The organism is Clostridia bacterium, from assembly GCA_035561135.1.
Taxonomy (GTDB): Bacteria; Acidobacteriota; Terriglobia; order Terriglobales; family Acidobacteriaceae; genus DATMYA01.
Window position 1 is genome coordinate 67,108 of the sequence record DATMYA010000014.1, and the last position, 26,774, is coordinate 93,881.

The following is a 26,774-nucleotide window of genomic DNA, read 5'->3' on the forward strand; positions in this document are numbered from 1 at the left end:
TCCTCAAACCGTTCCTTTTGGCGGGTCCGCTTATCGCGAACTCGGATTGAAGTTCTTCTTTAATTCCTGCCAGCAAGTGTAGTACTCGTGCTGGAGTTCAGCCGTGTCGAGCGCGAACTGCGTCGGACGGCAAACGAATCGCGTCTCAAACATGAAAGCCAGTGTGTCGCCCAGATACTGTGGTTTCAAATCGGCAGTTGATGCCTTCTCGTAGCTCGCCGCATCCGGCCCATGTCCGCTCATGCAGTTGTGCAGGCTGCAACCACCGGGTACGAAACCTTCGGCCTTTGCGTCGTACTCGCCCCTGATGAGCCCCATAAATTCATTCATGAAGTTGCGATGGAACCATGGCGGGCGGAACGTGTGTTCGGCCACGATCCATCGCGGCGGAAAGACGACGAAATCCACGTTTGCGGTACCGGGGATTTCCGAGGGCGAGGTGAGCACGGTGTAAATGGATGGATCGGGGTGGTCGAAGCTTACGGTGTTGATGCAATTGAACTTTGCGAGATCGTACTTGTAGGGCGCGTAGTTGCCATGCCAGGCGACGACGTCCAGCGGCGAATGGTCGAAGCGCGCCTCCCAGAGCCGCCCCATGAATTTGGCAACCACTCGGAAGTCGCCCTCGCGGTCTTCATAGGCTGCGACCGGCGTCTGGAAGTCGCGCGGATTCGCCAGTCCGTTCGCGCCAATAGGCCCCATGTCAGGAAGACGAAGAAGTGCGCCGTAGTTTTCGCAGACATAGCCCCGAGCTTCCGAATCAATGAGTTCCACGCGAAACTTAATGCCACGCTGGACGACGCAAATCTCGCCCGGCGACACGGCGATCTTTCCCATTTCGCTATGGATTACGAGCTGACCAAGCTGGGGAACAATAAGCAGCTCTCCATCTGCATCATAGAAAAAACGGTCGGTCATAGAGCGGTTCGCTACATATATATGGATCGCGACGCCGGAGTGAGCCGACAAGTCTCCGTTTCCGGCAACGGTCGTAAGGCCATCAACGAAATCGGTAGCTTCCTGCGGAATGGGCAGGGGATTCCACCGCAACTGATTGGGCGAAGTGACCGCTTCATCGAAGGGTGTGCTGCGCAGCAGTCGGCTCTGTATGGGTTGATAGGGCGGATGCATCACCGAAGGACGTATGCGGTACAGCCAGGTGCGCCGATTGCTTACGCGCGGCGCAGTGAACGGCGTCCCGCTGAGTTGCTCGACGTACAAACCGAATGGCGCCTGCTGTGGCGAGTTCTGGCCGACGGGCAGTGCGCCCGCTAAGGCCTCGGTGGCGAATTCATTTCCGAAACCGCTGAGGTACTGCACTCCATCTGCTTCTGCTTTTGACATGAGCGCTCTCTGTTTTCGCTGACGACAGTGAACTTCGCGCGACCGCCCCAGGGAACATGGCCGAACAGCGTGGCGCTGAGAACAAAAGGGGGCGCTCTCAAACGAGAACAGCTATCTACAGATTGCCGCGACGTGCCTGCTCGAGTTCGATCGCTTCAAACAGGGCCTTGAAGTTGCCTTTGCCGAAACCACGACTTCCCTTCCGCTGAATGACCTCAACGAAAACAGTTGGACGGTCTTCGACCGGCTTCGAGAAAATTTGGAGAAGATAACCCTCTTCATCGCGATCGACGAGAATTCCGAGTTGCCGAATGGCATCGATGGACTCGCTGATCTCGCCGACGCGGCTGGGAAGCGTGTCATAGTATGCATCTGGCACGCGCAGAAATTCGACGCCATTAGCCTGCAGGTTGGCGACGGTCTCAAGTACGTCCGTTGTGAGCAGCGCGATGTGCTGCACCCCGGGGCCATAGTAGGCCTCGAGATACTCGTCAATCTGACTCTTGCGACGCCCTGGCGCTGGCTCATTGATGGGAAACTTCACGGAGTACGAATCGTCTGACATGACGATGCTCATGAGCGCCGAGTAGTCCGTCGCGATGTCCTTGTCGTCGAAGCTGATGTAGCGGTGGAATCCGAAAACGTCTTTGTAGAAATCGGCCCAGTAGTTCATCTTTCCGAGTTCGACGTTGCCGACGATATGGTCTATACGGAGAATGCCAACGTCCTCGCCCGGAACGCGCGACTCCTTGTACCCGGGCAGGAACGCCCCGCTGTAATCCTTGTAGGAAATGAGCGAGTGAATAGTGTCACCGTAGGTTTGAATGGCCGCGCGGCGCACGGTTCCGTTCTCGTCCTTCAGCTCATGCGGTTGCATGACAGGCGTCGCGCCACGACGTATAGCCTCTTCGAAGGCGAAGTCGGCATCCTCCACCTGCAGGGCGATATCCCGAACGCCATCGCCGTGTTTGCAGATGTGCTGCATAGCCGGATGATCGGGCTTCAAGGGCGTGGTCAGGACGAAGTTGGTCTTGTGCTGCCGCAGGACGTACGAGGTTTCTTCGCGATCGCCCGTCTCCAGACCACGATACGCAACTTGAGAGAATCCGAATCCCTTGCGGTAGTAGTACTCCGCCTGCTTGGCGTTGCCCACCCAGAACTCAAGATGGTGGACCTTCTTCAATTTCAGATGGTTGTCCATCATTCCTCACTCCATTGAATTCATTGTAGCGAATGAATGCGCGAACGATGAAGAGTAGAGGCCGTAAAACTGCAGAGATCATCAGAGGGAGATCAGAAGTGGCGCGGTCGCAACCGGGCCGTCGACAGAGGATTCTCTTCGAAACACTCGCTGACAGGTAGCTGATTAACCGTAAGCCTTGCGACTCGTGGCCTTTCCGAGGTAAGGACATCAGGACAAGTTTGACGCAATCAGTACTGCTTGATACTATTCAAGTGCGGGGTGGAGCAGTCTGGTAGCTCGTTGGGCTCATAACCCAAAGGTCGTAGGTTCAAATCCTACCCCCGCAACCAAAGAATCAACGAGTTGCGAGCCAAGAACGCTCCGAGCGCAGGTCCATTACAGGTCCATTAAGATCTGCACTCGTTAGATCAACTGAAAAGGGCTGCCGCGAGCAGCCCTTTTTCAATTCCTCGAACTGCATTTCATAACTACGCGTGTGCTTGTTGCAGGAGCGGACGTGCCATGCGAACGACCTTGCTGTTCGCATCGCGTTTCGATTCCATCAACGCGTTCCCGTACTTCATCGTCGTGCCGATGTCCGCGTGACGAAGCAACTTCTGCTGAACGCCAACGGGGGCTCCGGTCGCGTCGAGCCACGTACGGTACGTGTGACGGAACGTGTGCCAGCCGACCGACACGCCCCCGGCTTTCTTTCCAGCAGGACGGATGTAGTCCTGCTGAATGGGGCCGGCATGGTAGCAACGGTCGGTGAACGGGCTCGGAAAAACCCAGTCGCCCGGCGACTTCGGGCAACGGCTCTTCCAATTGAGCAGTACTGCTGCGAACTCCGGATCAAGTGGAAGCTCGTCTTCGGAGTACTCGGTCTTCACGCGACCGACACGCCCGTTGACCACTTTCACCCTCACTGTCACCGTCAGGTTCTCGAAGTCGATGCGGCTCCAGCGCAACGCCAGGATCTCGCTCACGCGCAGGCCGGTGCAGATGGCGACCATCACCATCGTGCGATACGGCTCTGGCAAGAGCGAGATTATGATGAGGCATTGCTCAACCGTGAGCACGGTCGGCTTTTTCGCTCGCTTGCTGATGCCCTTGACCGTTACCAACTCCATCGGATTACGATCGATAGGCAACAGCTCCCACAACATTGCCTTTTCAAAGAGCCGGTGCATCAGCTCCTTCAGGTGGCCTTTTGTCTTCGGCTCGCGATCGATGCTCTTGAGCCGAGTTTCCACCTTCCCAGGCTTGACGTCCTCAAGCGGGACTTTCTCCCACCGCGGACGGATATGCACCTTGATCATCGACAGGTAAGAACTCGCCGTAGAAGGCTCGAGAAGTTCGTAGTTGAACGCCTCATCCTCTGCTACGAGCCCCACCGAGCGGTTTCGATCCTTCGCTTCGTGTAAATGCTCTTCGAGGATGAACCGGTCGATCAATGCTCCGAATGTGATCACGCGCGTCGTCGCGTAGTCGTCATTCACTTTCAGCCGACATCCCTCGGCTGCTTTCAGCGCCTGGGCCTTCGTCTTGATCTTCTCAGTTGTGCCGAGAACCAAGGTGCGGCGGATGCTCTTCCCCTGGGGGCCGGGCTCCCGCCAACGATAGACCCAGACTGCGGGACCTTGGGACCGCGGACTCAACTCCACGGTCCCGTACTGATAACGTGCTCGCCTCACTGAACGGTGTCCTTTCCGTTAGGCGAACACGGATGGCGACGTGAGCTTACCTTGCCGCGAAGCCATGCGTCCAGTTCGGAGGCGTAAAATTTCCACGTCTTGCGACGTACGCCCGAGGCAGGATGTGCGGGAATTTCCCCCTCGCGCGCCATGCGCTCGACCGTCTTCTGGTGGTAGCCGATGTACGCGGCTGCTTCCTTGCTGTTCATCGGGAGTTCGTAGCCGAGTTCCTGATACCGCTTGCGTTCGATGAACCGCTGGAGTTCGCGCGACGTCGGCGGAACGTGGCTGGCGGCTTGCTGCTGAGTGTTGAAGACGGACGGCGGAATCGCCGCACCATCTGCGTTATAGGGCCGTGTATTACCGCTGTTGAACGACATCTGGTTGGTGCTTCTCCTTCAGGGTTCGGCCCAGCTTCGAGAAGGCTTTGCTTTCTCCCTCTCGACGCTGAGCCTCGGTTAGGGCTCGCATCCACGCATAGGTGGACAGCGGCTCTAACCGCCCTCTTCCCAACCGTTCTGCTTCCATGTTCTTCTCCTCTCCTGATGATTCGCGCGTGAGCGCAACGCCCGACAGATACTCTGCCGCGTAGTGTTGATCGCCCATGAGTACGGCGATAGTGGCCGCTCGCAAGATGCTCTCTGCGTCCGGGTAGTCGGCAAGGCAATGCTTCCACGTTTTTTCGAGGAAGCGGGCACCGGCGGGGGTCAGCGAGAGATCTCGCCGTTGCCGACTTCCGGATTTAGCGCGCTCTAGCAGACCGTGATCTTCCAACCGCTGCAACGACGTTCGGATGCCACCCGGCTGGAGACCTGCCCTTTGCTGAAAGGCATAAAGAGAGGTCAGCCGGGCCTTGCCGACCAGCGCCAGGATGAAATACTCCATGACGCTGAGGGACTGCTCGGAATCATCATTCGTTCGCATCGGCTACATTGTTGCAACCTTGTCTAGACAATGTCAAGCATAAATTAGTCAGAAAACACGTGATACGTGGTTTGACCTAGCCAGATGCGTAGCCGAGTGCCAGAAGGGTTCAAACGGCATTGGAAACGGCACTGCGTCAGTTCTCGGCGGGTTTTCGACCTTGCCGTTTCATGACTTCCCGGGCAGGTCTAGTTATGGGACGGGGTGGAATAACAATGAAAGTGGGACCCCATGACTTGGAGCGCACGGTGTCAGCCAGAGTACGCAGCGGTACGAGCTCCTTCTCACGCTTCGCAGACTTCTCCAATGCGCGTTCCCAGATCACGGGTTCCGAGAACCGAGCCCGAACGAAACGCGCCAACCATTCGGCCCGTTCTTCAATAGGATGATCATTCTTCGGACGCTTGGGTCTGACGGCCTTCAGCTGGTCCTTCAAAGCGAGGCGTTTCGATACTCGCTCGCGTTTCACATGCAAAGCATCTTGTGACTTCACTTCGCGTCCAACCGCGTTCAGGAACAGCGGCAACTCATCAGGAGTCGTTCGGAAGTCACCGAGTTCGCCTTTCGCAAATCCGATCACAATGTCCGAGAGCTCGTCGCTGAGCTTTCCAGATTCCTTCTCAATGGCCAGGCGCTGAAGAGTCCTGCGATGTCGGCGACCGCTAGCTCGGGCGGACAATACCTTCTTCGCAGACACGCCGTTCGCCACATTCTCGCGCTCATAGTCGGGCAGGGACGCGATCTCAAGGAAACGTCGGACGGTCGTCGCGGAAACACCAATGGCCTCGGCAATACCGCGCGTCGAGCATCCAGCGTCCGCGAGCCTTCGAAGATGAAGACCGCGTTCGACGTGCCCCAATTTCGCCCACGTGCGGCGAAGCCGTGCAACTTGCCTTTGCAGCGCTGGATCGGCCATAGCACGTCGATGTGCAGTAATGTTCTGCCTCGATTTGGATGGCCTTCGCTTCCGCCCCTTCATGGCAGGCGCTCCAGCTCAGCAGCAGTTCGCGAGATAACCCACTGTGCGAGAAACCACGTGCTGTCGAAATGATTTGGATACTTCAGCATTCCAGGAACGGAGTTGCGTCCTTCACGGCCCCTGTTAGAAGAGCGAACATACAGCCGCACCACTCGACGAAGTTCACGTGGTTCTGGTGGTGCGTAGCCTTCGTTCTTCAGACCTCGGATCGCCATCTCGGTGAGGAGGTCGAGAACCTTCTGCTGTCGCTGTTTCGGCCGAATTATCGGTGGCAGCGGTTTGAAGTAAACGAGATTCAGCCTCATCCACCTGACATGCTGCTGCCACATTGTCAACGTGGCGTCGTATTCGGGATTCCCCATCAAAGCCAGGAGCAGGCGGTTAGATCGCTTTAAGTACCGCTCGAGTGACCGGATTGTTCGTTTTTTGTGGCGGCGATCGCGCTCTGAAAGCTCTTTGGCTTCTTTCTCCCGCAGCGATGCAGTCTCTCTCCTTAGTTGCAAGTAGCGCTGCTCGCTCATCTTCATCGCGGCAAGTTCCTGACGAAGCCGTCCATCGATGGGCCCAAGCCCTCTCCTTGCCAACGCCTTCTGTTCCGAGATCTTCTTTCTAAGGACTCTGGTGCGCATACGTCCGAGGCCGCTTGTCACATGAACTCGATGCCGATGGTAAGCAGCTCAAGGTTGTAAAGTTCACCGACTACACCGGCGAGAAAGTTCGCACGCTCTATCAGTCCGCGGAGTCATTGCGCCAGAAGTGGGCAAGCGCTACGCAGCGAAGTGAGATCGTCACTGCGCTGGAAGATCGGGGCATTGATATTGATCGAGTCCGGCTTGAGACGAAACAGCCGGATGCGGACGCTTTCGACTTGCTCTGTCACTTGGCTTTCAATGCACCGCTTCGCACACGGCGTGAACGCGTTGAGCGGCTACGAAAAGATCGCAAGGATTTCTTTGATCGCTACGCCCCCCATGCGCGGGCCACCTTGGACGAACTCCTGGAGAAATACGCCGAGCACGGTACCAGTGAGTTCCTGATCCCCGACGTCCTCAAGGTTCCACCCATCTCTGACCATGGCAATGTGATGGAAATCGCTGCGCTATTCGGTGGTTCAGATCAACTTCGTAATGCGGTCGTTCAGATGCAATCCCTGTTATACGCGTCATAGAGGCAATCATGAGAGAACCTGTAATGTGGGGTATTCATGCCGGAGAGGACATGGCGTCTTGGATACACCCCGATAGACACAAACGAATCGACGCCCTGATGACACACGCCCATGTGTGGTCCCCTGGAATTCCGTGTGCATGGTGCCGTGAAACGATCTCTTCGCGCATTCTCACTCGAGAGGCGCAGGGCACTCAGGGAGGTATCGAACGGCGAATTCCTTACGGTCTTGCACCCGAGGAAACCGATGGTGTGGAGCCCAGCGTGCTGCCCCTCAACATGCTCGGGGTTAGCCTTGCACTGATGGAGTTCATGCAGGTCGCACTTCGGATCACGAACCGAACACCGAATGACTTGAAATTCTTCTTACCGGAATGGGAGTTGGATGAGAGCGACCGTCCGATCCAAAGTGACTGTGCCTGTGGCGCCGTCATAGCAACAGGTGACGCCACTCACATCCGTCCTGCGGTCATGGAGTGAGAGCGCTGTGGCCCGGCTGAGTGGCTACAGGAGACGTGTGAAACTGCAGTCCAATTCTACTTATGGAGGCATCGCATATGGCGTGGCATCTCAGGAAGAAACCAACAGGAATCAAACCCATCAGCCCAATCCAACCGATCAAGCCGATAAAGCCCATTCCTCCGATCAAACCCATCCGTCCGGTTAAACCCATCGCGCCGATCGGATATGAATATTACTGGAAGGACTAGATGCATTTCATCGAGGTGCTCCTGGCGTGACAGGGCGGTATTGGGCTCGTGAAATGAATCAAGGGCGCTGTCCTTCGGCGGGGACGGTGTCTAAACCCGGAGTCTTGGACACTACCTCACGCGGGGATTTCTCCCCGCGTGTTTTCTTGCACTTGCAGAGGCGCCGGAACGACCCCTTTGGGCACTAGGTCGTCGGCACGGTGTTCGCGGAGGACGCGGCACACGCTTGTGCGCGAGATCCGGTAGGCCTTCGCCAGGTCGGTGAGGCTCATGCCGCGGCCGCGGTCACGAAGTAGGGCTTGGCGATCGACGTTCAGCGGCTCGCGGCCGATGCGCCGGCCTTCGAGCCGGGCACGGCGCATGCCGGCGCGCACACGTTCGATGATGAGGTTGCGCTCGAGCTCGGCGATCGCCCCGATGATGACGACTAGGGCGCGGCCGAGCGGGCCCGATGTATCGACATTCTCGCGGAAGCTGATGAACTCGATTTGCAGTTGGTTTAGGTCATCGAGTACCTCGAGGAAGTGGCGGACCGACCGCGCCATGCGGTCGAACGCCCACACGATCACGATGTCGAACTTGCCGCGGCGCGCATCTGCCAGGAGTTGATCGAGGCCGGGGCGCTTTGCCTTAGCGCCGGAGATTTTGTCGGTGTATTCCTGGACGACTTGGAAACCGCGCTGCGCGACGAGGCCGCGCAGGTCGTGCAGTTGCGTTTCGGGGTGCTGATCGACGGTGGAGACGCGCATGTACAGGGCCGCTCGCTTCATTTGCGCCCCGTCTTCTTCTTCGGCGATACACCGTTCTTCGCTACGTAGTCTTCTATGAACTGGAGAAGGACGTCGGTCATATTGACGCCTCGGGCGGCGGTCGCCGCCTTGAAGGCGTCGTGCAGGGTGACTTCCACGTTGATGTTCATTCGTTTCACCTTCACTTCTGCCATTCCGCTCACCTCCTCGTCCGGGCCGGTCGCCCTCCGAGGTGAGCATATCTGGTTATGAGTACAGCCGCATCAGGATTTCGGCGCGGGGGAGAGGGAGCGGGGACCCGAAGAAGGCCAGATCGGATCCCCGGCGCTGCGCTAACGGCACTCCTGACTACACCTGGCCAAGAACGCCACCGTGCTGTAGTCCGTCCAGCGGACCCGCAGGGCGCCGGCGATCGCCCGCAGCGTCGCGAGATCGTCGGGCACCCAGCCGTCCTCTAGGCCCAACCACTCGGAGAGCTGCAGACCGGCCAGTTCGGCGGCGGCCGGGATCGTCAGACCGAGTTGTTCCCGGCGGTCGGTGGTATAGCGGGCGAGGGCGAAGGTCCAGTCGAGACGGTTGGCGGCGGCGCAGGTAAGGGTCGGTGTGGGGCTCGAAAGAGACATACTCATATACTCCTGAACGGGCGGCGCTGTCAAGCGGAAACCGCCGGGATAACTACGATCACGAGTATGTACTCAGAGCAGTGTCGAGCCAAAGCCGGCGAGATCAGCTACGCCATCACTCGCGAGAAAGCGCCTATCTATACGATGGGCAGTGCGGACCCACGTGCCTACTCGCGTAACAAGCGCGGCATTGCCGGCAACCTCATCTGGATCAACTTCGATCGTCACGCTCTCCTGAACCTGTTCCACAAGGCACGGGGCCAGTACGTCGCTGACATCGACGAGATCCGTCCTCAGTTCAGCCAGGATGCGCCGGACGCGAACGCTCTGTTCCAGTCCTCCATCGTGCGCCGCAACGGCCTCTCGATCGGCGAAACCATCGACAAGCTCGACACGCAGGTGTCCGACATCTACGGTCTGCATGAACTGGCTTCGCCGGTTTACAGCGACCAGGTGATGCCGTTCGACATCACGCTGGCGGGCGCGAACGAGTACGGCGCCATGTGCGCGGCCAAGATCCTCGGCGTCGAGATCCTGAACGAAGGTTCGGGGCATCAGCGTTGACGACGCGGTACCGGAAACTACGGGCGACGTTCGTCGCCCGCGCGGTTGAGCCGGTGCAGACTAGGAGTTTCCCTATGATCCCGGAAACTGCCGCCTTCAGAATCCGCTACCGCGGATTAGCGTCGATCAGTCGTAAGTCTCTGTTGTTCAGTGATCTATCGGGATGGGTGCGTGGCGATCTTGCTCCCAGGTTCCGGCACCGGTCTGGCGGGCCCTGTTCGCTGTTAAAACTGCGCACCTGGGCCGGTGCCGGCGTGGAAACTGCGCCACCTGGGCCGAAGCCGTTCCCGAAGATGCGGGCAGTGTTCTAAACCGTTCGTGAGCTGCTGGCGTGAGATAATTCGGCGCTATGTCACGGCTGATGCTTGGGGCAGTTTGTGGTCTTGTCTACGGCGCTTTATCTGCCGCCTCGATGCTTCCCCTCACTTTCCCTGACAAGAAAGCGGCGCTGCTCGGAGCGTTTATCAACCGATTCTCCATCGGTTTCGTTCTCGGGGCAGTCACGCTCCCATGGCCCGGTTGGGCGAGTGGCTTAATCGTTGCCGTGCTTCTTAGCCTCGCCGATGCCATTATCACGAAAACCTATGTCCCCATCATCGTGCTCGGCGCGATTGGTGGGACAGTTATCGGCTGGATTGTCCAACGTTTTGGTCACTGAGTGCCATCACCGCAACTTTAGGACCGAGCCCCCGCAAGTCGAACAAGACCAGCAGGAGAGTGAGTTCTTTCTCTACTCCCCGCCGCGCCGCCACCAGGTTGATTTCCTCGCGCTGATTGCACCGGTTATCCACGTCGCTACTGTTTGCGTATTCCGTATTCGATGATGTGCGATGGCCTGGCCGTGCCACGTCGTATCCGGCACATCAGGAGATGGAGAGAGAGGAGTAGGTGTCTTCTCTATTGGGTTCGGGATTTCTCAGCAGTCGATCAAGACCAGCAGGAGAGTGAGTTCTTTCTCTACGCCCACGCCCGCTCGACAACATGCGAGAGGTATTCACAGCAGAACAGGAGACTCGATCTTCTCTTTACGCCCGCCGCGCCCCGCTGAAAGCGCGGGGACGCGGAGTGACTGGGTATCAACTAGTCTCGCGCTGGCCTGAATACTGGCAATAAGTTAGGTCCTTTGCGATCAGTTCAATTGGTCGTAAACCGCTGCCAAACCGACTAATGGCCTCTCGGTTCTTCTCGAGTTCTCCGTATCGAAGATACCGAAGACGAAGGTTGGACGTCGTCATGCGGAATGCCGGTCTCCGCAGTTGTTCTCGCACTTCACTTTCCCGGTTGTCAGGGGCTACAAGAAATAGCGGTACCGCGGGTTCGTTGTCGGAGCCCCGGGCGAGATCGAGAAGTCGCACGATCCCAGAATAGATTGAAGTCGTGTGCTCAACTTCAAATGCCGCAGCCGGAACACCCTCCGATGTAAACCAAATTACATCAATCAAGGCCACTGCATCGCCCCCTCCAAGAACCGATACCGGGAGTTTAGTCAGGCAATTGTCCGATAACTTGCCCGCGAGATACGTTCGCGAACGGTCATTCGCAGCAACCCAAACAGCGAAACCAAGCGCTCGCCCAAGGTCGCGAAGCCATCCTTGAATCTCAGTGTGCGTACGATCTCCTTCTCTTGCTTCGTCTGCGGCCTTCCTCTCCTTGGCGCTGAGTTCGCGCACGATCGCAAGGTCGCTTTCCCACTTGGCCCGTTGCTGTTCGTCCTTTCCAATTGGAGGGGGAGCATAGCGCTCCTGCCCAATATCGAAGAGCAGCCCGCCTACGGCTCCGAGGTCATTGGACAGTAAGGCACGGTGTTCTTCGACGATTCGCAGAATGCCGGTTCTCATTGCCAGGTACTCGCCCCAGTTCCCGAGCTTCACCTTTGCCCCAGTCAGCGCGTTATACCCATTAACAATCGCAGTATTAAACGGCGGCATAATTGTGGGATGAAGAAAATACATGAGGTTTGCGGCAGCAGGTCCGAGGCCCTTGATGGCTTGTTGATCGAGCCGATGAACGGCTGAGACCAATTGTGCCTCCGTGTTGCAGCACATACAGGTATCAAGGAACTGGCCGAATGCGAGTTGGTTGGCACGTGACTCGTAAATATCTGGAATGCGAAGCTTGGGCTTCCAGAGAAAGGGATGATCTGCTCCCTTAAAGATTTGCCGTTGCTCGGCGATAGATTTGACCACGGTCTCTAGTGAGGATCCCCGATAGGCTGTTCCGAACCTGTCGCTCTTAATTTCGGCGATGACCTGTTCTATGCCGCGTCGTATTGACCGGAAGTTCTTCAGGCGTTCTGGCCATAAAAACCAGGTTTGATATGTGGCATCCGGATCTTCCCGCCAGCGGGAGATCAGAATCTGAATCGCGGCACTGGTTGAAGCAGTCGAGCTCATAGCGGACATTCTGCACCTTGAGTGAAAACCGAGGAGCCTCGGCCATTTCCGAGGACATAGTACCTTCTGGGGGCTTAACAGCGAAGGAATAACTACCTTTCTCGCGTGCGGGTGATACCCATGAGTACCACGGGCACCAAGAGACACCAGACTTGAGCTGCTGAACGCCGGGACCGGGTCGAGGTGGCGTCTTCACAGCCAACGGGAGTCGCTCGGCCGGTGCGCTATTCAGCCAGCCCGAAATCCCTTCCTCGATCTGGATTCGTCTCGAGAGCTTGCAGGGCAATGGTCCTCAAATGCGCCTCGCCTGAGTCATCCACGCTTGTTGTATCCATTTCCCGGCCTGTGTCGTCCTGCTTAGTAGGAGGACAAGCCATGCGTACTGCAGAGTACGAGGCGGTAATGATTCAGAAGACCAGTAAAGCCTGCTCGTTGTGTGAGGATTATGCCCAGAGGCAGGCGTCAAAACCGATAGTCGTCATGTCTTGCGAGGGCGGTTGCCTGCGAGGGGAGGTTGCACGGCGAGCGGCGAACATCCTCTGCTCGCAATTAGCCCCAGAAAAGACGGCACGCCTGTGCCTAGGCGGCGCTTTCACCAAAGACACCGGCCAGCGTGCACTGGCACGGAATGCAACTCGTATCCTCGCCATCGAGGGCTGCTTGATCGAGTGTGCCACGCGCATGATGAAGGGCGTTATTCCGAGCCTGGAGCCCGAGGTCATCATTGCGGACCGGTTGTACGACTTCGATCGAAAGCTCTTCGGCATTGAGGAGATGCCAGAGTTTGAACTTAACGAGCACGCACGGGCGCTAGCCAACACAATCGCGGTGAGGCTCTGAGGTCACCGGTCAGGTTTTGGTTCGCACACGAAAACGCCGCGTCCGTCACGTTCAAAGTCGCAGCCTTCATTCAATGCGGCCTGCAATTTCCGACGCGCACGGTGGAGCCGCATCTTCACCGTGGAAAGCGGAACCTGCAACAGGCGCGCGATTTCGTTGCCGGTCAAACCGTCAGCATCGTGCAGTAGCAGCACCGCCTTGTACATGTCCGAGAGCTTGGCCACGTAGCGTTGCACGCAGGCGCTCATCTCCGCTTGCTGCACGATCGCTAGTGGGGATGTTTGCTTCTGGTCAGTAAGGGGCAGGTCTTCGACGGGTTCGGCTATCTCCCGCCGAGAGGATCGTACACGCTGCCGCATCCGGTCGATGGCGGCGTGCGTCGCAATCTGGTACAGCCAGCTCTCCATTGCTGCCACATCTCGCAATGCGCCTCGTTGCTGGTGTGCGCGCAGGAAGGCCTCTTGTGTCAGGTCGTCGGCATCGGAGGCGTCGCGAACCAGATAACGCAGGTACCGAGTCACGGCCGCACGGTACTGCTCGATTCCATCATCCGGTGTTCGCACAGGCATCTCCATCTAATGACGCAGCTTAGGATCCTTCCGATTTGAGCTGCCGAATCAACTGCTCGACTTTCTGACGTTCAGGATAACCTGGGTTTGATGCCAGCAACTGGTTCCAGCTTGCCAATGCTCCCTGAACATCGTTTTTACCTTGCCATCTCACGATACCCCTGTTGAACAGGGTGTGGCCGTGATTCGGCTGGTATTGAAGCGACTTCTCGAATTCACGGAGTGCGCCGTCAGGATCGCCCGAGTACCACATCGCAGTACCCATGTCTGTTCTGACGTCGACGCTGTCGGGCTTATTCTCAAGCGACCGTCGGTAGTATTCAATGGCGTTGGCATAGTCCTTCGCGTCGTAGTACGTGTTACCGATCTGGGCTAGTAATGCTGGGTCGCGAGGCATCGCTTCAAGTTGGCGTAGCAGGGGCGTGACCATCGCGTCCTGTGAAGGTGGCATCGCTACTTGCGGAGTTGAGCTGGAAATTGGTGTGACAGTCTGTCCAGACCCGTGAAAGAAGTAACCCGCCGCGAAGCCGACCACTAGCGTAATCACGGCGAGGATGTAGGCTTGACTGGCTGACCAGTATCCCTGTGGCGGGGTGGCTTGAGCTTGCGTGCGGCGACTCATACGTATGACTCCTGTCCTGAAAGCGTTTGCTGGACGGGCGGTGAAATCGTTGGAGGCTCTAACCGTCCGTCTCGGATCAAGAGTGTTCGGTGGGCCACTCGTGCATTGTCCGGATTGTGGGTGACCATGAAGATCGTTTGTCCATTCTCGTTCAGCTTACGGAAGATACGAATAATCTCGCCACCCGTTTGACTGTCGAGAGTTCCGGTCGGCTCGTCTGCTAAGAGCACAGGCGGTTCGTTCACGAGTGCGCGTGCAATCGCCACTCTGCCTTGCTCTCCTCCCGATAATTGGTTGGGCAGCCTGTTCGCCTTGTCTGCAAGACCAACACGTTCCAAGAGCTCAAGTGCCTTCTGGCGTTTGGTGCGGCTCGGCTTCGCGACGGTGGCGAGAGGGAGCATCACATTCTCTTGAAGGCCCGGTGCAGGTCGGCATTGAGGCGACCGGATCGATGCAGTGGTTCCTGGAGTTGATGGAGGAACTCGACATCGAGTGCAAGGAAAGGCACCCCGCCAAGAGTCGCTACCGAACCGCGCAAGCAGAAGAACGATAAGCGTGATGCGGCGCTGATCCTCTTGCTGACCTTCAGACAGTTGGTTCAACCGGTCGGCAGGAAACAAATGCAGCCGTTGGTCGATGTCTCACAGTCTTCACCGAATCAGCGAGAGAACGCCGGCACTTGGGTTCGGACGGCGAGTTGCACAACAGCTACGTGGTCCTTGTGGTCATCTACCAAGTGAATGCAACTGTCGTTTTGCTGAACACCATCAACCGTTACGTGTGAGTCGATGCCTGCACCCCGCGTTTGTGTGATCGTGATGTGGTAATGCGTTTCGCGATAACGGTAGTGAAGTTTGAAGGACTGCCAATCCACAGGAAGACACGGCTCAAAGTGAAGCTTGTCCACTTCCAGTCTCAGCCCCAACAGCGACTCGGTGATGAGCCGATACATCCACGCGGCAGAACCCGTGTACCAGGTCCATCCTCCGCGCCCCGTATGCGGGTCGACTGCATACACGTCCGCGGCAATCACATAGGGTTCCACTTTGTAGGTCTGAATTCCTTCGGCAGATCTCCCGTGGTTGACGGGATTGATCATCTCGAAAAGCTCCCACGCGCGACGACCGTCGCCCAGAGCGGCGAATGCCATGGCAGCCCATATGGCCGCGTGCGTGTATTGGCCACCGTTTTCTCTTACGCCAGGGACGTAGCCTTTGATCGAGCCTGGATTCAATTCCGATTTGTCGAAAGGCGGATCAAGAAGTTGAATCAATCCGGCATCGCGACGAACAAGACGCCGATCAAGTGAGTCCATCGCCATGTGCGAGCGGTCGTTGTCACCTGCTCCGGACAAAACGGACCAGCTCTGTGCGATGGAATCGATCTGGCACTCGGCGTTCGTTGACGAGCCCAGCGGCGTACCATCGTCGAAGTAAGCCCGGCGATACCATTCGCCATCCCACCCACTTTGTTCGATATTGTTTTGCAGTTGCGACGCTTGAGCCGCGCAACGTTCGGAGAAGGAGAAATCACCACGCAGCTTCGCGAGGGAAGCGAACTGCATGAGTACCTGGTAAAGGAAGAATCCCAACCAGATGCTTTCCCCCTTGCCTTGTTGGCCGACAAGGTTCATGCCATCGTTCCAGTCTCCGGCCCCCATCAAAGGGAGTCCGTGTTCACCGACAGGGGTGCTCTTCAGAATAGCTCGCACACAATGTTCGTAAAGGGTGGCAACGGTTTGCGACTGCGTGGGCAGGTCCCAATAGGAGTCTTCGTCCGGGTTCACCAAGCGGCCTTCGATGAAGTGAATGCGCTCATCGAGTACACCGGTGTCGCCCGTCATCAGCACGTACCGGCACGTTGCGAGAGGCAGCCATAGGTAGTCATCGGAGCAGTGCGTACGCACACCCCGGCCAGCAGGCGGATGCCACCAATGCTGGGCGTCTCCCTCCGGAAACTGGCGCGAAGCGCACAGTAGCAGGTGTTCGCGCACGAGCGGTGGCTGAGCATGGATTAGCCCCATCACGTCCTGCAGCTGGTCGCGGAATCCAAATGCTCCTCCGGGTTGATAGAAACCGCTGCGCCCCCAAACGCGGCATGCAAGCGTCTGGTAAACGAGCCAGCCGTTAGTGAGTGCGTTGAGAGATTCGTCGGGTGTCTCCACCTGCACTGCGCCCAGTGTGTGATTCCAATATTCCCAAACTTCTTCGAGCGCGGCTCGGGCGGCGGCGTGGCCAGCGAAGCGACGCACCATGTTGCTCGCATCTTCGGCGTCTACTCCTACGCCCAGAATGAAGACGATCTCGCGCTCTTCGCGATCGGCAATCTCGCACGGCACATGTATCGCGGCACACGGATCCAATGCAACGCCTGCCTTGCCAGAAAGCTGCGACTGCAACATCGCGGCCGGATTTCGAAGTGTGCCGTTGCGCCCCAGGAACTCCGTGCGATCGCACGTGAGCGTCTGCCTTGCAGCGTCAGATGCGAAGAAGGCTACGCGGTTCGCAAATTCCGTGTTGTAGGGATTACGCGCAAATAGAGCGGAACTGTTGTGACCAACATCGGTTACGACGTGCATGGATGTTTTGGATTGCAGATCACCCAAAACCCATTCCGCGTATCCGGTGATAGAAAGGCGGCGCAATCGTCCCGACTCGTTTCTTACCTTCAGCACTTCGAACTTTACGGCGGCCTTCAGATCGACGTAAATCCACAACTCCGATCGGAGGCCGCCCTCTGCGTGTTCGAAGACGCTGTAGCCGAATCCATGCCGACTCACATACGGTGTCGCACCGCGAGCGGGTAGCGGCGCAGGTGACCAAAAGTAGCCGCTCTCCTCGTCGCGCAGGTAAAAAGCTTCTCCACAGGAATCGCTGACGGGATCGTTGTTCCAGGGAGTAAGGCGGAACTCGTGAGCATTCTCGGCCCAGGTGTTGGCGGAACCGGACTCGGAAATCACGGTTCCAAACTTGGCATTCGCGAGCACGTTGATCCACGGCGCAGGCGTCGCTTGCTCCGGGGTGGTGGTAATGACGTACTCTCGCCCGTCAGGAGTGAATCCGCCAACTCCATTTGAAAACGTCAGATCCTTGCGAGGCTGCGCCGCCGTAGCATCGGGCTCCGCAATATGTGTCCGCATTGGTGTCAAGCGCGGAACCGCCGATGCAACCGGGGCGCGACGATTCACCTGATCGGCCAGCGAGCCCTGGCCGTCAGAGATGGTGACGCGAGCAACCGTCTGCAGTAGAACGCGGTCTTCGGCGGACATCTGGTCCGCAAAGCGTACGAAGATTGCTCCTGGCTTTCCAGGGGGGACCGTCTCGATACCGGCTGCAATCAGTCCCAGTATCTGTTCGTTCAGAACTTGCCGATAGCCTGCACGATCTTCGTTCCAGATGACCAGGTCCACGGCGAGGCCCTTCAAGCGCCAGTAAGCATGCGCCTGCACGAGTTGACGCACCACGTCGATCTTTTCCGGGTCTCCGATCTGCAGCAGCACGATAGGCAGATCTCCAGAGATCGAGTACCCCCACAGACCAGATTGCCCGCGGTTGTTCTTTATCAGCACGCTGGCATCTGCGCGTAGCGAGGAATTTGCGAATAGGATCGAACTCGCGAGGCGCGCATACAATTGCGCATCGGCCTCGGTGACGTTAAGTTGCCGTAAAAATACGTCGCTGTGCGTCCATGCCAAGTCGAACACCCGGTCTGCGAGATGCCGGTCCTGGTATTTATCGATCATCGCCAGGCATACCTCGCGGGTTTCGCCCATTCCGATCACAATATTGATCGTGGCGGATTCTCCCGGACCAAGAGTCACCAGGTGGCGAACCGCGACAACAGGATCGAGCACCGAACCTTCGCTGCCGGAGAGCTGCGCGCTGCCGCTCATCGCCTGCGGATCAGCGATCGTGTTTCCGCGCCCGATGAACTTCATGCGGTCCGTTTCATAAGAAGGCTGACCGGTGTCGGCCCCATGCACCGCCATCAGGTGAAACATCCACGGCGACTGCTCGTCGCGCGAGCGAGGTCGGCGCGTGCAAAGAATCGCGCGCTGCTTCCGAATGATTTTGGTCTGAACAAACAAGTTACTGAACGCCGGATGCAGTGCGTCGGCGATTGAAGACGTGAGCACGACCTCCGAGTAGCTGGTGACGTCTACGACTCGGCGCGTTCGGCCACGGTTAGTGATTGTGATGCGGCGGATTTCGACGTCATCTTCGGGGGAGACGGCGATCTCCGTGTGGGTATCGTAATTGAGATTGCGGCAACGAAATTCCGCCCTCGCATCTGAAAAAATCGCTTCGTATTCTTCAACGGGCTCACGGGTGGGCTGGTACGCTGTTGACCAATACTGTCCACTGGCAACATCGCGGATAAAGCAGAAGGTTCCCCATTCGTCGCAGGTTGCGTCTTCGCGCCAGCGAGTGACAGCGATGTCCTTCCAGCGACTGTAACCACCTCCGGAATTAGTGACCATCAAGTGATAGCGCCCGTTGGACAACAACTGCACTTCCGGTATGAGCGTGTTCGGAGTTTTGAAAACGCGCAGGGGAGTTCGCGTGCCGCCGTCGGTTGGGCGCTCGGCGGAGGACTCATCCGCATGCGTATAGAACGCAGTCGCTTTGGGAATCCGCTCTTGAAGAAGCAGAGTCGTCGCCTGGAATAATGGGTCCGATTCAAACCGCTTCTGCATTGGCCGGTTGAGCAGCAGGTATGCGAGGGACAAGAAGCTCATTCCCTGGTGATGGGCCATGAATGAGTAAACCACTGCGCTGGATTTGCCGTGCGGCACTCGCGAAGTGGTGTGGTCCACAGCTTCGTAGAACCCGTATTTACCTTCGACACCTTCGGCCGCGAGCCGCTGCAGATTAAGACACGCCTCTTCGGGCGCAACCATGAGCGCTAGAGCGGAGGCGTAGGGTGCAACCACGAGGTCGTCAGCAAGGCCACGTTTCAGTCCCTGACCGGGAACGCCAAAGGCACGATACTGATAGTTGAGGTGGACGTCCGTAGTGTTATAGCCCGACTCTGAAATACCCCATGCGACGCCTCGCCTTTTTCCGTAAGCTATTTGACCGTTGACCGCCGACTTGTAGGTTTCATCGAGAAGCGTGTTCTCGTAGGTCGGCATGATCAGCAGCGGCATCAGATACTCGAACATCGAGCCGCTCCACGAAAGCAGTGTGGGCTCTCCGCCGGCGTTGGTCAGCAATCGGCCTAGTGCGAACCAGCTCTGCTGTGGCAGTTTCCCCTGCGCTATCGCGACAAACGTAGAAAGCCGCGCTTCGGAGGCAAGCAGGTCGTAATAGCTGGGATCTCTGCGGCGTTCGCCGACGTTGTAGCCGATGGCGAACAAATGGCGCGCCTTGTCGTAGAGGAAGTCGTAATCAAGAACTGTGAGTTCCGCGCACTGGTCCGCGAGAGTAGCGAGTGTCGAAATCCTTTCGCGCGCGCGTTGGCCACCTTGTTTGATGAGCGACTGAATTTCAGTCACTCGCGTCCTGTCTTCAGAGGTCGCTCCCACCTGCTGCTGATCGAGCGCGGATAAATCCGTATCGAGTGCTGCGATTTCCCGCAGCGTAGGGATCCTGTTGTAATCGGACAAGAAGCCGCTTCCCTCTTGAGACAGCGCGACGGACCACGGTGCGAGGAACGCCAGTTCATCAATGGCAGCGCGGCACTGATCGGCAAAAGCATTTGCCCGCTGCTTGCCTTCGCGATCTGAATCGCGCTGGAGCCCCTTCCCAACATTCGTTGTCGCGGAAATTAGAGATTCAAGGTTCAAGCGAGCCGACGTAAGTGTCGTTGGAGGAGATTCGCAGAGCTTGGCCAATTCAGACGGAAGGCGCGCGAGTTCCGGGGTAAACGAACCTTGTGTGGCCTCCAGCAGGCACGCCAAGGTATCGCTAAGTCCAGCAAACAATCGCGCGGCGAGAATCCTGTCATCCGGGAGGGCAAGCAGTCCCGGGCGCAGTGTCAGCAGGGCGGCGGCGAGATTGCCACTATCGACAGTCGAAACGTACATCGGTATTAGCGGCTTCAGCGAGACTGTGTCGTACCAGTTGTAAAAGTGGCCGCGGTGACGTTGCATCGTGCCCATCGTACGCAACGCATTCTCCGTGCGTTGAATTAACTGCCCGGCGGACACGTAGCCGAAATCATACGCGGCCAGATTCGAGAGCAGCGCCAGTCCCATGTTGGTCGGCGACGTGCGATGGCCGACAGCTCCGATGGGGTTCTCCTGGTAGTTGTCGGGCGGCAGCCAGTTGTCCTCGGCTGTGACAAACGTCTCGAAGAACGTCCAAGTTTTGCGCGACATCCGCCGGAGGAAATCCGTCTGCTCCGTGGAGAGCCTTGCACCACGATGGACAAGCGGCCGGCTGATCCACCACGCGATAGCGGGCGAGATGAACCAGGCTGCGAGTAACGGTGCAGCAATTGCAAACGCAGGAAGTCGCACTGCCGCAAGATAGATTGCCGCAGCCACAGACAATGCCGGCGCAAACCACATTTTGCGATACACCGAAGCGAGGCTCGTGCTTTTGCCGACGCCGGCCGCGCCCGATGGATTCCACTCGAGCCGCCTGCGATGAGTGAACCACATCCGTGTCACGGTTCGGATGATTGCATCCAGTGTGAAGAACGCCTCGTAAGGCAGGCACACGAGTGTGAATGCCGCCTGGGCGAAATGCCTGCCAGCAGCATGCGTCGCCGCTGCGAGATGCTGATCGAGGTGAAGGTCGGCGGGCTTGCGCAGTACATCGTGGCCAGAAATAAGAAAAGAAGGAAGCAGGACGATAGCAATCACCGCCGTCGTCCAGAACCATGCGCTGGCCAGGACTATCCATCCGAGGATCAACAACAGCGTAAGAGCCGCGGGAATGAGACTGCGGCGAAGATTGTCGAATATCTTCCACCGCGAGAGCGTGGAGAGCGGGTTCCGTTGGAAGAGCGCGCCGGGTGCGGGAACGCTTGCCAGGGCCCACCGCAGGAGCTGCCAATCGCCGCGAATCCAGCGATGCCGGCGACTTACGTCCGCGCCGTAGCGGGCGGGATACTCCTCATAGACCTGCACATCGCTCAACAGTCCAGCGCGCGCGTAGCAGCCTTCCAAAAGATCATGGCTGAGGATGCGATTCTCCGGGAAGCGCCCGGCGAGTGCCTGTTCGAAGGCGTCCACCTCGTAGATCCCTTTTCCGATGAACGATCCTTCATGGAAGAGGTCTTGATAAACGTCGGATACTGCACGGGTGTAGGGATCGATGCCTGGCTCACTCCCATACAGTCGCGCATACCGCGAACGTGTCGCACCCGGCAAGCTCACGGCAACTCGCGGTTGCAGGATGCCGTAGCCTTCTACAACGCGTTGCTTCTCACGGTCATAATGCGCTCGATTCAGTGGATGCGCCATAGCCGCAACGAACTGCCATGCCGAGTCGCGAGGCAGCTGCGTGTCGGTGTCGAGCGTGATCACGTATTTTACGTTCGAAAGAACGTGAGTATCGCCAACTATCAGGGAGAAACGTTCGGCTGGGGCCCCGCGCAATAACGCATTCAAATCTCCAAGTTTGCCGCGTTTGCGCTCGTATCCCATCCACACCCGCTCACGGGGATTCCAGCGGCGCGGCCGATGAAAGAGGAAGAATGTGTTCGACTTTGTGCCAGGATACGTTTCGTTCAGCTGCTCGATCTTCCGTTGAGCAAGCTGCAATAGTGCTTCATCCTCAGGCAGAGATTCCTTACCTGCATCCCTAAAATCAGTCAGTAGTCCAAAGTGGAGGTTGTCGTCGCGATTTGCGAGAAACCGGACTTCCAGCGCATCGACCAGCTCTTCGATATTCGCTTCGCTGGAAAGCATCGTGGGAACCACAACCAGCGTTCGCAACTCCGGAGGGATGCCTTCCGAGAAGTCCATCCGTGGCAGCAGGTGGGGAGTCGCCACAAGTGTCGCCAGCCAGTTAACAAGCGCAATCGCAAGATGACTGGCGCATAGAACCGACACGAGCCCTGTGAGCGCGAACAGCCAACTATGTACACCGCCGTGATGCGCCTTGACCAGCAAGACTGCGGCAATGGCGCTGGTGAGAACTACGATTCCGCCTAGGTACAGCAGGAGAGGAGAGCGCTCGCTCAAGGTGCGAAGATTGCCAGGCAAGTGCGCGTCCGCCGCCTTTATGAGCTGCGGTAGTCCCTTGTCGATCAGATAGAAGCCGACGTGGGCGGAACGAGGGCTATCAGAGGTATTTGCGTTCTGACGCGCGAGTTGGATCGCCCCGCGCGCGACCTCACTCTCGGAGAGGCCACCGTGTTTCGCGATCTTCTCCACAACGTGCCGATACTGGTCACGCGTGGCGAAATCCATCCTGCCGTATATGCCGCCAATGTCTTCTCGGAGAATCTGTTCGACGGCGCTCATTGTTTCGACAAACTCGCGCCAATCCATCGCGCCAAGTAGACGTAGACTTCCGATGCTGTTGCTGACGGAAACCTGGTCAGCGGCCTGGCGCTGGTTTTCTGTCTCGACCAACTGCTTGATCGTCGTACCTGATTCCGAAAGCCGCTGCTCAATCCACGTGAGAGGCAAAGCCAGCGACGGGCCCAGTCCTTGCAAGCGACGAGCCAGTTCTGCGACGAAGGAACTGACCAGTGGGGGACTCGACCGTGCCATCTCGGCGATCACCAGGATCAGGCTTTTGGGGTCCTTTTCTGCCGTCTCCGTCATCTGGTCTGCCCAGTTTTGGGCATGTGTCCGGTCGGTAAGGCCGGTGGCGACACGCGCTGCTACTCGTCGGAGATTCTCGATCAATGCAAGCCGAAGCATGATAGGCAGGGCCCAGAGTTCACCTAGCTTCAATGTGGTGACCGTCTGGTAGGCGGCGATAAAGCTACTGAGACTCTCCAGATCGACGCGCCCGTCGCCGTGCGAGATCGTTTCCAGAGCAATGGCGTACGCACGCGGCAGACCAGAGGATGAACCGTTTAACAGGCGAGGCAATTCCCGGCTGTAACCCTTCGGAAGGTGTTTCCTGGCGGTACGGATCTGCTCTTCTATCAGGTAAAAGTTGTCGAGCAGCCATTCTCCAGCAGGCGTGATTCGTCGTTGCGCGGCCACTGCTTCGGTCAACAGGCCGCGAACGCCAAGGAGAACATCTTCATTCTCATTTAACCGGGCCAGGAGTTGGTCCGACGCGTGCTTCAAATCCAACTGGTGCAAGCCCGCCAAGCTCTTCCCGTGCTGCTCCATCTGTTGAGCAGTCAACAATTCTGCACGAAGCGGGGCTTCGTCTGTGGCTTGCTTCCGTGCCAAGTGCGCAGTTCGAAGCCGCGCCTTCAGGCGCAGCAAGGGCCCACCGATCGTCTTGCGGTTCACGGTCAACTCTTGATGTCTCCTTCAATCTGACGCGGTATTGTCAATAGCGCAGGCGGGAGGGTTGCGGCCTGTTATTAGTGACGGCCCGCAATCTGGTCCTGCGACTGGGGCTGGAGAAGTTGACGACAATATTCTGACAGCCGCGCGGGTTTTACAGCTTGACCACCGCGCTAATACCCAGCTTGTTCAGTTCACTAGTGAAACTTACAAGAGCAGTGAGTGCGCGGCCGGCATCACTATCCGGATTCGGCAGCTGCTTACCGTTGCGATCTTTGAATCCCTTCACGGTGTCACGGAGCCTTTCGAGTTCATCGAGCGCGACTTGAAGCTTAGTGTTTGTCATCCTGTTTCATTCTGCCTTCGCCACAAATTGCGCGACTGTGAATGCAGCCACTCAACAACGTACACCCATGCAGCCAGAGTGACTGTGCACTATTGCTCAGTCTGCGGTGTCTAGACTTGGCTACTGCATAGCAGAGTCCACACGAATAGTGCAACTCAGACGAGTTCGGCAGCTAGAAGGCTGCTCTGTCCACATGGCACTCAGCGGCGAGTGAATGCGGTGACCGCACTTTTCACCAGTCCGCATTCTGTCAGCCCAGAGATCAGGTCATTGACCTCCTTCTGTGCCGCTGCCTCGGCCAATTCCTGTGTTTGCGCATGTCCCCATGAAACTAATTCGTCGGGATTCTGCGTTCCGCAAATCATCCAGTAAAACCGGACGCTTTTGTGAAAGCGCTCCGCTTGAAACGACATAGTGTAGGAATTGGAATCGGCGTGAAATCCAACAGTGGCAGGAACGAGGGGACCCTTCGCTTTAACTAAAGCCATTAACTCCTATGTTACGTGGCTAGAAGTCCCCATGCAAACTACCTTTATTGCGACAGTGATTAGCGAGAGAGCAGATGATGTGGATTGTCCTTCAAAAGCAATCGTCGGGGAAAATCGATCTTGCGCTAGTCTGAGCAATAACGCTTGCGGGCTAAAGAGAGAGCATCGGGGACACCGGTTTTCGCTGAACACTCCTCTTTGTGAAGGCGATGACCCAGGCACTGGGCTATCGGAGCACGGCCATTTCCGGAAAGCGCTTCGCCACCCACATTTTTTGCAGAACCGCTCTCTTGGCTGCACATGCTCGGGTCGACTGCACTGCACACGAGAACCCGCACCGCGTGCCTTATTCGCTCGGACACGATTGCGGCTGTCTGTTTGTCCGTGAAGACCATGTCCAATGCGATGTCCCAGCCGGATTCGTGCCGAATTACTCTCATGCTTTCCACCTCCAGTGTTGCTCAACCACTTTCAGATTCGCATTCAGGTACTCGCGACGTCTGTTCAAAAGAGCTCACATACCCGTACTTCTGACGAGCAACTTAGATTGGGGTAGGCTATACTTGCCTGATTCGACAGGCAGTCAGACAGATTTTCCCAGTGGAGAATTCCAATGGCCGTCAAACCATCTGTTCCCCAAAAGAAAACGAGAAAAAGCATCAGGCGAACGCCTGTGCTTGCTGCTGCCACAACTCCCAAAGTGGTACTGCGTCCTGTTGTGAGCGAACCGGTTGCCGCATTCGATCCGCGCGTTCTGCTGGCGAAACTCTCGTCGGGTAAGTCAAGCCGGGAGTACAAAGAGGCCGAATCGATATTCTTGCAAGGTGATCCCGCGGATGCGGTGTTCTACATTCAGCGCGGCAAAGTTAAGCTCACGGTAGTCTCCAAGCGGGGCAAAGAGGCCGTTGTTGCAATCTTGGCGGAAAATAGTTTCTTTGGCGAGGGCTGTCTGGCGGGTCAACCGCTTCGCATGTCCACAGCAAATTCGGCCCAGCGGAGCACCATCCTGCGGGTGGAGAAGAAGATCATGTTAAACCTTCTCCATCAGGACCCCGAGTTCACTGAACGGTTTCTAACCTACCTGCTTTCTCGCAACATTCGCATGGAAGCGGATCTCGTGGATCACCTCTTCAACTCCAGCGAAAAGCGACTTGCCCGCCTTCTGCTGCTGCTCGCCAACTTTGGCCAGGAATCGAAACCGATACCCCTCATCGCGAAGATGAGCCAGGAAACGCTTGCGGACATGATCGGCACAACTCGTTCGCGCGTCAGTTTTTTCCTCAATCGGTTCAGGGATCTCGGCTTCATTGACTACAACGGCGAGGGCATGAACGTGCACAGTTCGCTGGTCAGCGTCGTACTCCACGACTAGATCGGGAGACGTTGGAACTCCGCTATCGTTCGAACTTTTACGTGATCAGTGCGTATCGACCTACTGTTCAATATTGCTCAGCCGCTATCCTTTGAAGTTTGTATCGTGTAATAGAGTCGTTCTGGTCTTCCGAGAGGACTCACTGGATGCAGCATGAGCAACGCATTGAAAAACCAAATACTTGTTGTCGACGATGAGCCAACCATCCGCCAGAGCATGACTATGCTGCTGGGCTCGGCGGGATACGAGGTCAGTACGGCAGAACACGGCTTCGACGCTCTGTTGCAGCTCAAGAAATCGATTCCGGACGTCATCTTGTCGGATCTCAATATGCCGCAGATGTCGGGATTCGAATTCCTCTCCATCGTTCGCCGCCGCTTTCCAGAGATTCCGGTGATTGCTATCAGCGGCGCCTATTTATCTGGCGACCAGGTACCTGGCGGAGTCATCGCCGACGCCTTCTACTCGAAGGGACAACATCACCCCGAAGAACTCTTACGCACGGTCGCGGAATTGATACGAACCACAGTTGAGCGGGCAATCAGCCGGCAACGCACATCGGCTCCCGTTTGGATACCGCGGAATGGGAAGGACTCCAGTGGAGTGCCTTTCATTGTGCTGACCTGCACCGAGTGCTTGCGGTCATTCCCATTGAGCGTCTTGCAGCAGGGCTTACAGGAAATCCAGGAAACGCACTGCCTGTTTTGCGACACCCCGGTAAGATACGTCATCGACTTCTCGATCGACGTTGCTTCTCCAACAAGGGCAGCCGGCATCTTCGACTGAGTAGCCCAGGTCTCGCTTTCGCTTTTCTTGTCTGAGCAATAATGACCAGCA

At 57.3% G+C, this 26,774-nt stretch carries 24 protein-coding genes and 1 tRNA gene; 8 read left to right on the forward strand and 17 right to left on the reverse strand.

The window, feature by feature from the left end; genetic code table 11:
* Window positions 1-30: 30 nt before the first annotated feature.
* Together hmgA and hppD are read right to left on the reverse strand one after the other, a co-directional pair.
* Window positions 31-1,344 carry a homogentisate 1,2-dioxygenase gene (gene hmgA / locus VN622_04050; GenBank protein ID HWR35030.1) on the reverse strand — a complete coding sequence of 438 codons (1,314 nt, stop codon included), beginning with the start codon at window positions 1,342-1,344 and terminating at the stop codon, window positions 31-33.
* Window positions 1,345-1,459: 115 nt separating this feature from the next.
* Window positions 1,460-2,545 carry a 4-hydroxyphenylpyruvate dioxygenase gene (hppD, locus tag VN622_04055; GenBank protein ID HWR35031.1) on the reverse strand — a complete coding sequence of 362 codons (1,086 nt, stop codon included), beginning with the start codon at window positions 2,543-2,545 and terminating at the stop codon, window positions 1,460-1,462.
* Between the two features lie 255 nt (window positions 2,546-2,800).
* On the opposite strand from hppD, the gene VN622_04060 reads away from it, so the two are divergent.
* Window positions 2,801-2,877: transfer RNA gene (locus tag VN622_04060), tRNA-Met, on the forward strand.
* 138 nt (window positions 2,878-3,015) lie between these two features.
* On the opposite strand, the gene VN622_04065 is transcribed toward VN622_04060, so the two are convergent.
* The 5 genes from VN622_04065 to VN622_04085 all read right to left on the reverse strand — a co-directional run bounded on the left by VN622_04065 (window position 3,016) and on the right by VN622_04085 (window position 6,753).
* On the reverse strand, window positions 3,016-4,221 hold the full coding sequence (locus VN622_04065) for a site-specific integrase (GenBank protein ID HWR35032.1): 1,206 nt from the start codon (window positions 4,219-4,221) through the stop codon (window positions 3,016-3,018).
* Window positions 4,218-4,601 carry a helix-turn-helix domain-containing protein gene (locus VN622_04070; GenBank protein HWR35033.1) on the reverse strand — a complete coding sequence of 128 codons (384 nt, stop codon included), beginning with the start codon at window positions 4,599-4,601 and terminating at the stop codon, window positions 4,218-4,220. Before VN622_04070 ends, VN622_04065 begins: the two co-directional genes overlap by 4 nt.
* Window positions 4,582-5,106, reverse strand: a complete 525-nt coding sequence (locus VN622_04075; GenBank protein ID HWR35034.1) for a hypothetical protein — start codon at window positions 5,104-5,106, stop codon at window positions 4,582-4,584. Before VN622_04075 ends, VN622_04070 begins: the two co-directional genes overlap by 20 nt.
* A 175-nt stretch (window positions 5,107-5,281) precedes the next feature.
* Window positions 5,282-6,061 carry a hypothetical protein gene (locus VN622_04080; protein ID HWR35035.1) on the reverse strand — a complete coding sequence of 260 codons (780 nt, stop codon included), beginning with the start codon at window positions 6,059-6,061 and terminating at the stop codon, window positions 5,282-5,284.
* Window positions 6,062-6,120: 59 nt separating this feature from the next.
* The gene (locus tag VN622_04085; GenBank protein ID HWR35036.1) at window positions 6,121-6,753 is read right to left on the reverse strand and encodes a hypothetical protein; all 633 of its coding nucleotides are present in this window, start codon (window positions 6,751-6,753) and stop codon (window positions 6,121-6,123) included.
* A 14-nt stretch (window positions 6,754-6,767) separates the two neighbouring features.
* Here VN622_04085 and VN622_04090 point away from each other — a divergent pair, with 14 nt between their 5' ends.
* Window positions 6,768-7,292, forward strand: coding sequence for a type I restriction-modification enzyme R subunit C-terminal domain-containing protein (locus VN622_04090; GenBank protein HWR35037.1), 525 nt, complete (start codon window positions 6,768-6,770; stop codon window positions 7,290-7,292).
* An 8-nt stretch (window positions 7,293-7,300) separates the two neighbouring features.
* Entirely contained in the window at window positions 7,301-7,771 is a 471-nt protein-coding gene (locus VN622_04095) for a hypothetical protein (protein HWR35038.1), read from the forward strand.
* A 346-nt stretch (window positions 7,772-8,117) separates the two neighbouring features.
* Here VN622_04095 and VN622_04100 read toward each other — a convergent pair whose 3' ends face one another.
* The 3 genes from VN622_04100 to VN622_04110 form a co-directional block, all read right to left on the reverse strand.
* A complete protein-coding gene (locus VN622_04100) occupies window positions 8,118-8,771 on the reverse strand; it encodes a recombinase family protein (GenBank protein ID HWR35039.1) in 654 nt (217 codons plus the stop codon).
* Complete coding sequence (locus VN622_04105) at window positions 8,768-8,944, reverse strand: plasmid partition protein ParG (protein HWR35040.1); 177 nt, start codon at window positions 8,942-8,944, stop codon at window positions 8,768-8,770. Before VN622_04105 ends, VN622_04100 begins: the two co-directional genes overlap by 4 nt.
* 138 nt (window positions 8,945-9,082) lie before the next feature.
* A complete protein-coding gene (locus tag VN622_04110; GenBank protein HWR35041.1) occupies window positions 9,083-9,373 on the reverse strand; it encodes a hypothetical protein in 291 nt (96 codons plus the stop codon).
* 66 nt (window positions 9,374-9,439) lie between these two features.
* Between VN622_04110 and VN622_04115 the strand changes: the two genes are divergently transcribed.
* Both VN622_04115 and VN622_04120 read left to right on the forward strand, forming a co-directional pair.
* A complete protein-coding gene (locus VN622_04115; protein HWR35042.1) occupies window positions 9,440-9,937 on the forward strand; it encodes a hypothetical protein in 498 nt (165 codons plus the stop codon).
* Window positions 9,938-10,286: 349 nt separating this feature from the next.
* Window positions 10,287-10,595, forward strand: a complete 309-nt coding sequence (locus VN622_04120) for a hypothetical protein (GenBank protein ID HWR35043.1) — start codon at window positions 10,287-10,289, stop codon at window positions 10,593-10,595.
* Window positions 10,596-11,013: 418 nt separating this feature from the next.
* On the opposite strand, the gene VN622_04125 is transcribed toward VN622_04120, so the two are convergent.
* The gene (locus VN622_04125; GenBank protein HWR35044.1) at window positions 11,014-12,330 is read right to left on the reverse strand and encodes a type II restriction endonuclease; all 1,317 of its coding nucleotides are present in this window, start codon (window positions 12,328-12,330) and stop codon (window positions 11,014-11,016) included.
* Window positions 12,331-12,705: 375 nt separating this feature from the next.
* On the opposite strand from VN622_04125, the gene VN622_04130 reads away from it, so the two are divergent.
* Window positions 12,706-13,170, forward strand: coding sequence for a putative zinc-binding protein (locus tag VN622_04130; GenBank protein ID HWR35045.1), 465 nt, complete (start codon window positions 12,706-12,708; stop codon window positions 13,168-13,170).
* A 2-nt stretch (window positions 13,171-13,172) separates the two neighbouring features.
* Here VN622_04130 and VN622_04135 read toward each other — a convergent pair whose 3' ends face one another.
* From VN622_04135 to VN622_04160, 6 genes are all read right to left on the reverse strand, one after another.
* A complete protein-coding gene (locus VN622_04135; protein ID HWR35046.1) occupies window positions 13,173-13,733 on the reverse strand; it encodes an RNA polymerase sigma factor in 561 nt (186 codons plus the stop codon).
* 25 nt (window positions 13,734-13,758) lie between these two features.
* Window positions 13,759-14,361: a tetratricopeptide repeat protein gene (locus VN622_04140; protein ID HWR35047.1), complete on the reverse strand. Its 603-nt coding sequence runs from the start codon at window positions 14,359-14,361 to the stop codon at window positions 13,759-13,761.
* Window positions 14,358-14,762: an ATP-binding cassette domain-containing protein gene (locus VN622_04145; protein ID HWR35048.1), complete on the reverse strand. Its 405-nt coding sequence runs from the start codon at window positions 14,760-14,762 to the stop codon at window positions 14,358-14,360. Before VN622_04145 ends, VN622_04140 begins: the two co-directional genes overlap by 4 nt.
* A gap of 257 nt (window positions 14,763-15,019) precedes the next feature.
* Entirely contained in the window at window positions 15,020-23,698 is an 8,679-nt protein-coding gene (locus tag VN622_04150) for a glucoamylase family protein (GenBank protein ID HWR35049.1), read from the reverse strand.
* A gap of 187 nt (window positions 23,699-23,885) precedes the next feature.
* A complete protein-coding gene (locus VN622_04155; protein HWR35050.1) occupies window positions 23,886-24,077 on the reverse strand; it encodes a hypothetical protein in 192 nt (63 codons plus the stop codon).
* 200 nt (window positions 24,078-24,277) lie between these two features.
* Entirely contained in the window at window positions 24,278-24,565 is a 288-nt protein-coding gene (locus tag VN622_04160; GenBank protein ID HWR35051.1) for a hypothetical protein, read from the reverse strand.
* Between the two features lie 613 nt (window positions 24,566-25,178).
* Between VN622_04160 and VN622_04165 the strand changes: the two genes are divergently transcribed.
* Together VN622_04165 and VN622_04170 are read left to right on the forward strand one after the other, a co-directional pair.
* Window positions 25,179-25,937, forward strand: a complete 759-nt coding sequence (locus tag VN622_04165; protein HWR35052.1) for a Crp/Fnr family transcriptional regulator — start codon at window positions 25,179-25,181, stop codon at window positions 25,935-25,937.
* 153 nt (window positions 25,938-26,090) lie between these two features.
* Window positions 26,091-26,723, forward strand: coding sequence for a response regulator (locus tag VN622_04170; GenBank protein ID HWR35053.1), 633 nt, complete (start codon window positions 26,091-26,093; stop codon window positions 26,721-26,723).
* The last annotated feature ends 51 nt before the right edge of the window (window positions 26,724-26,774 follow it).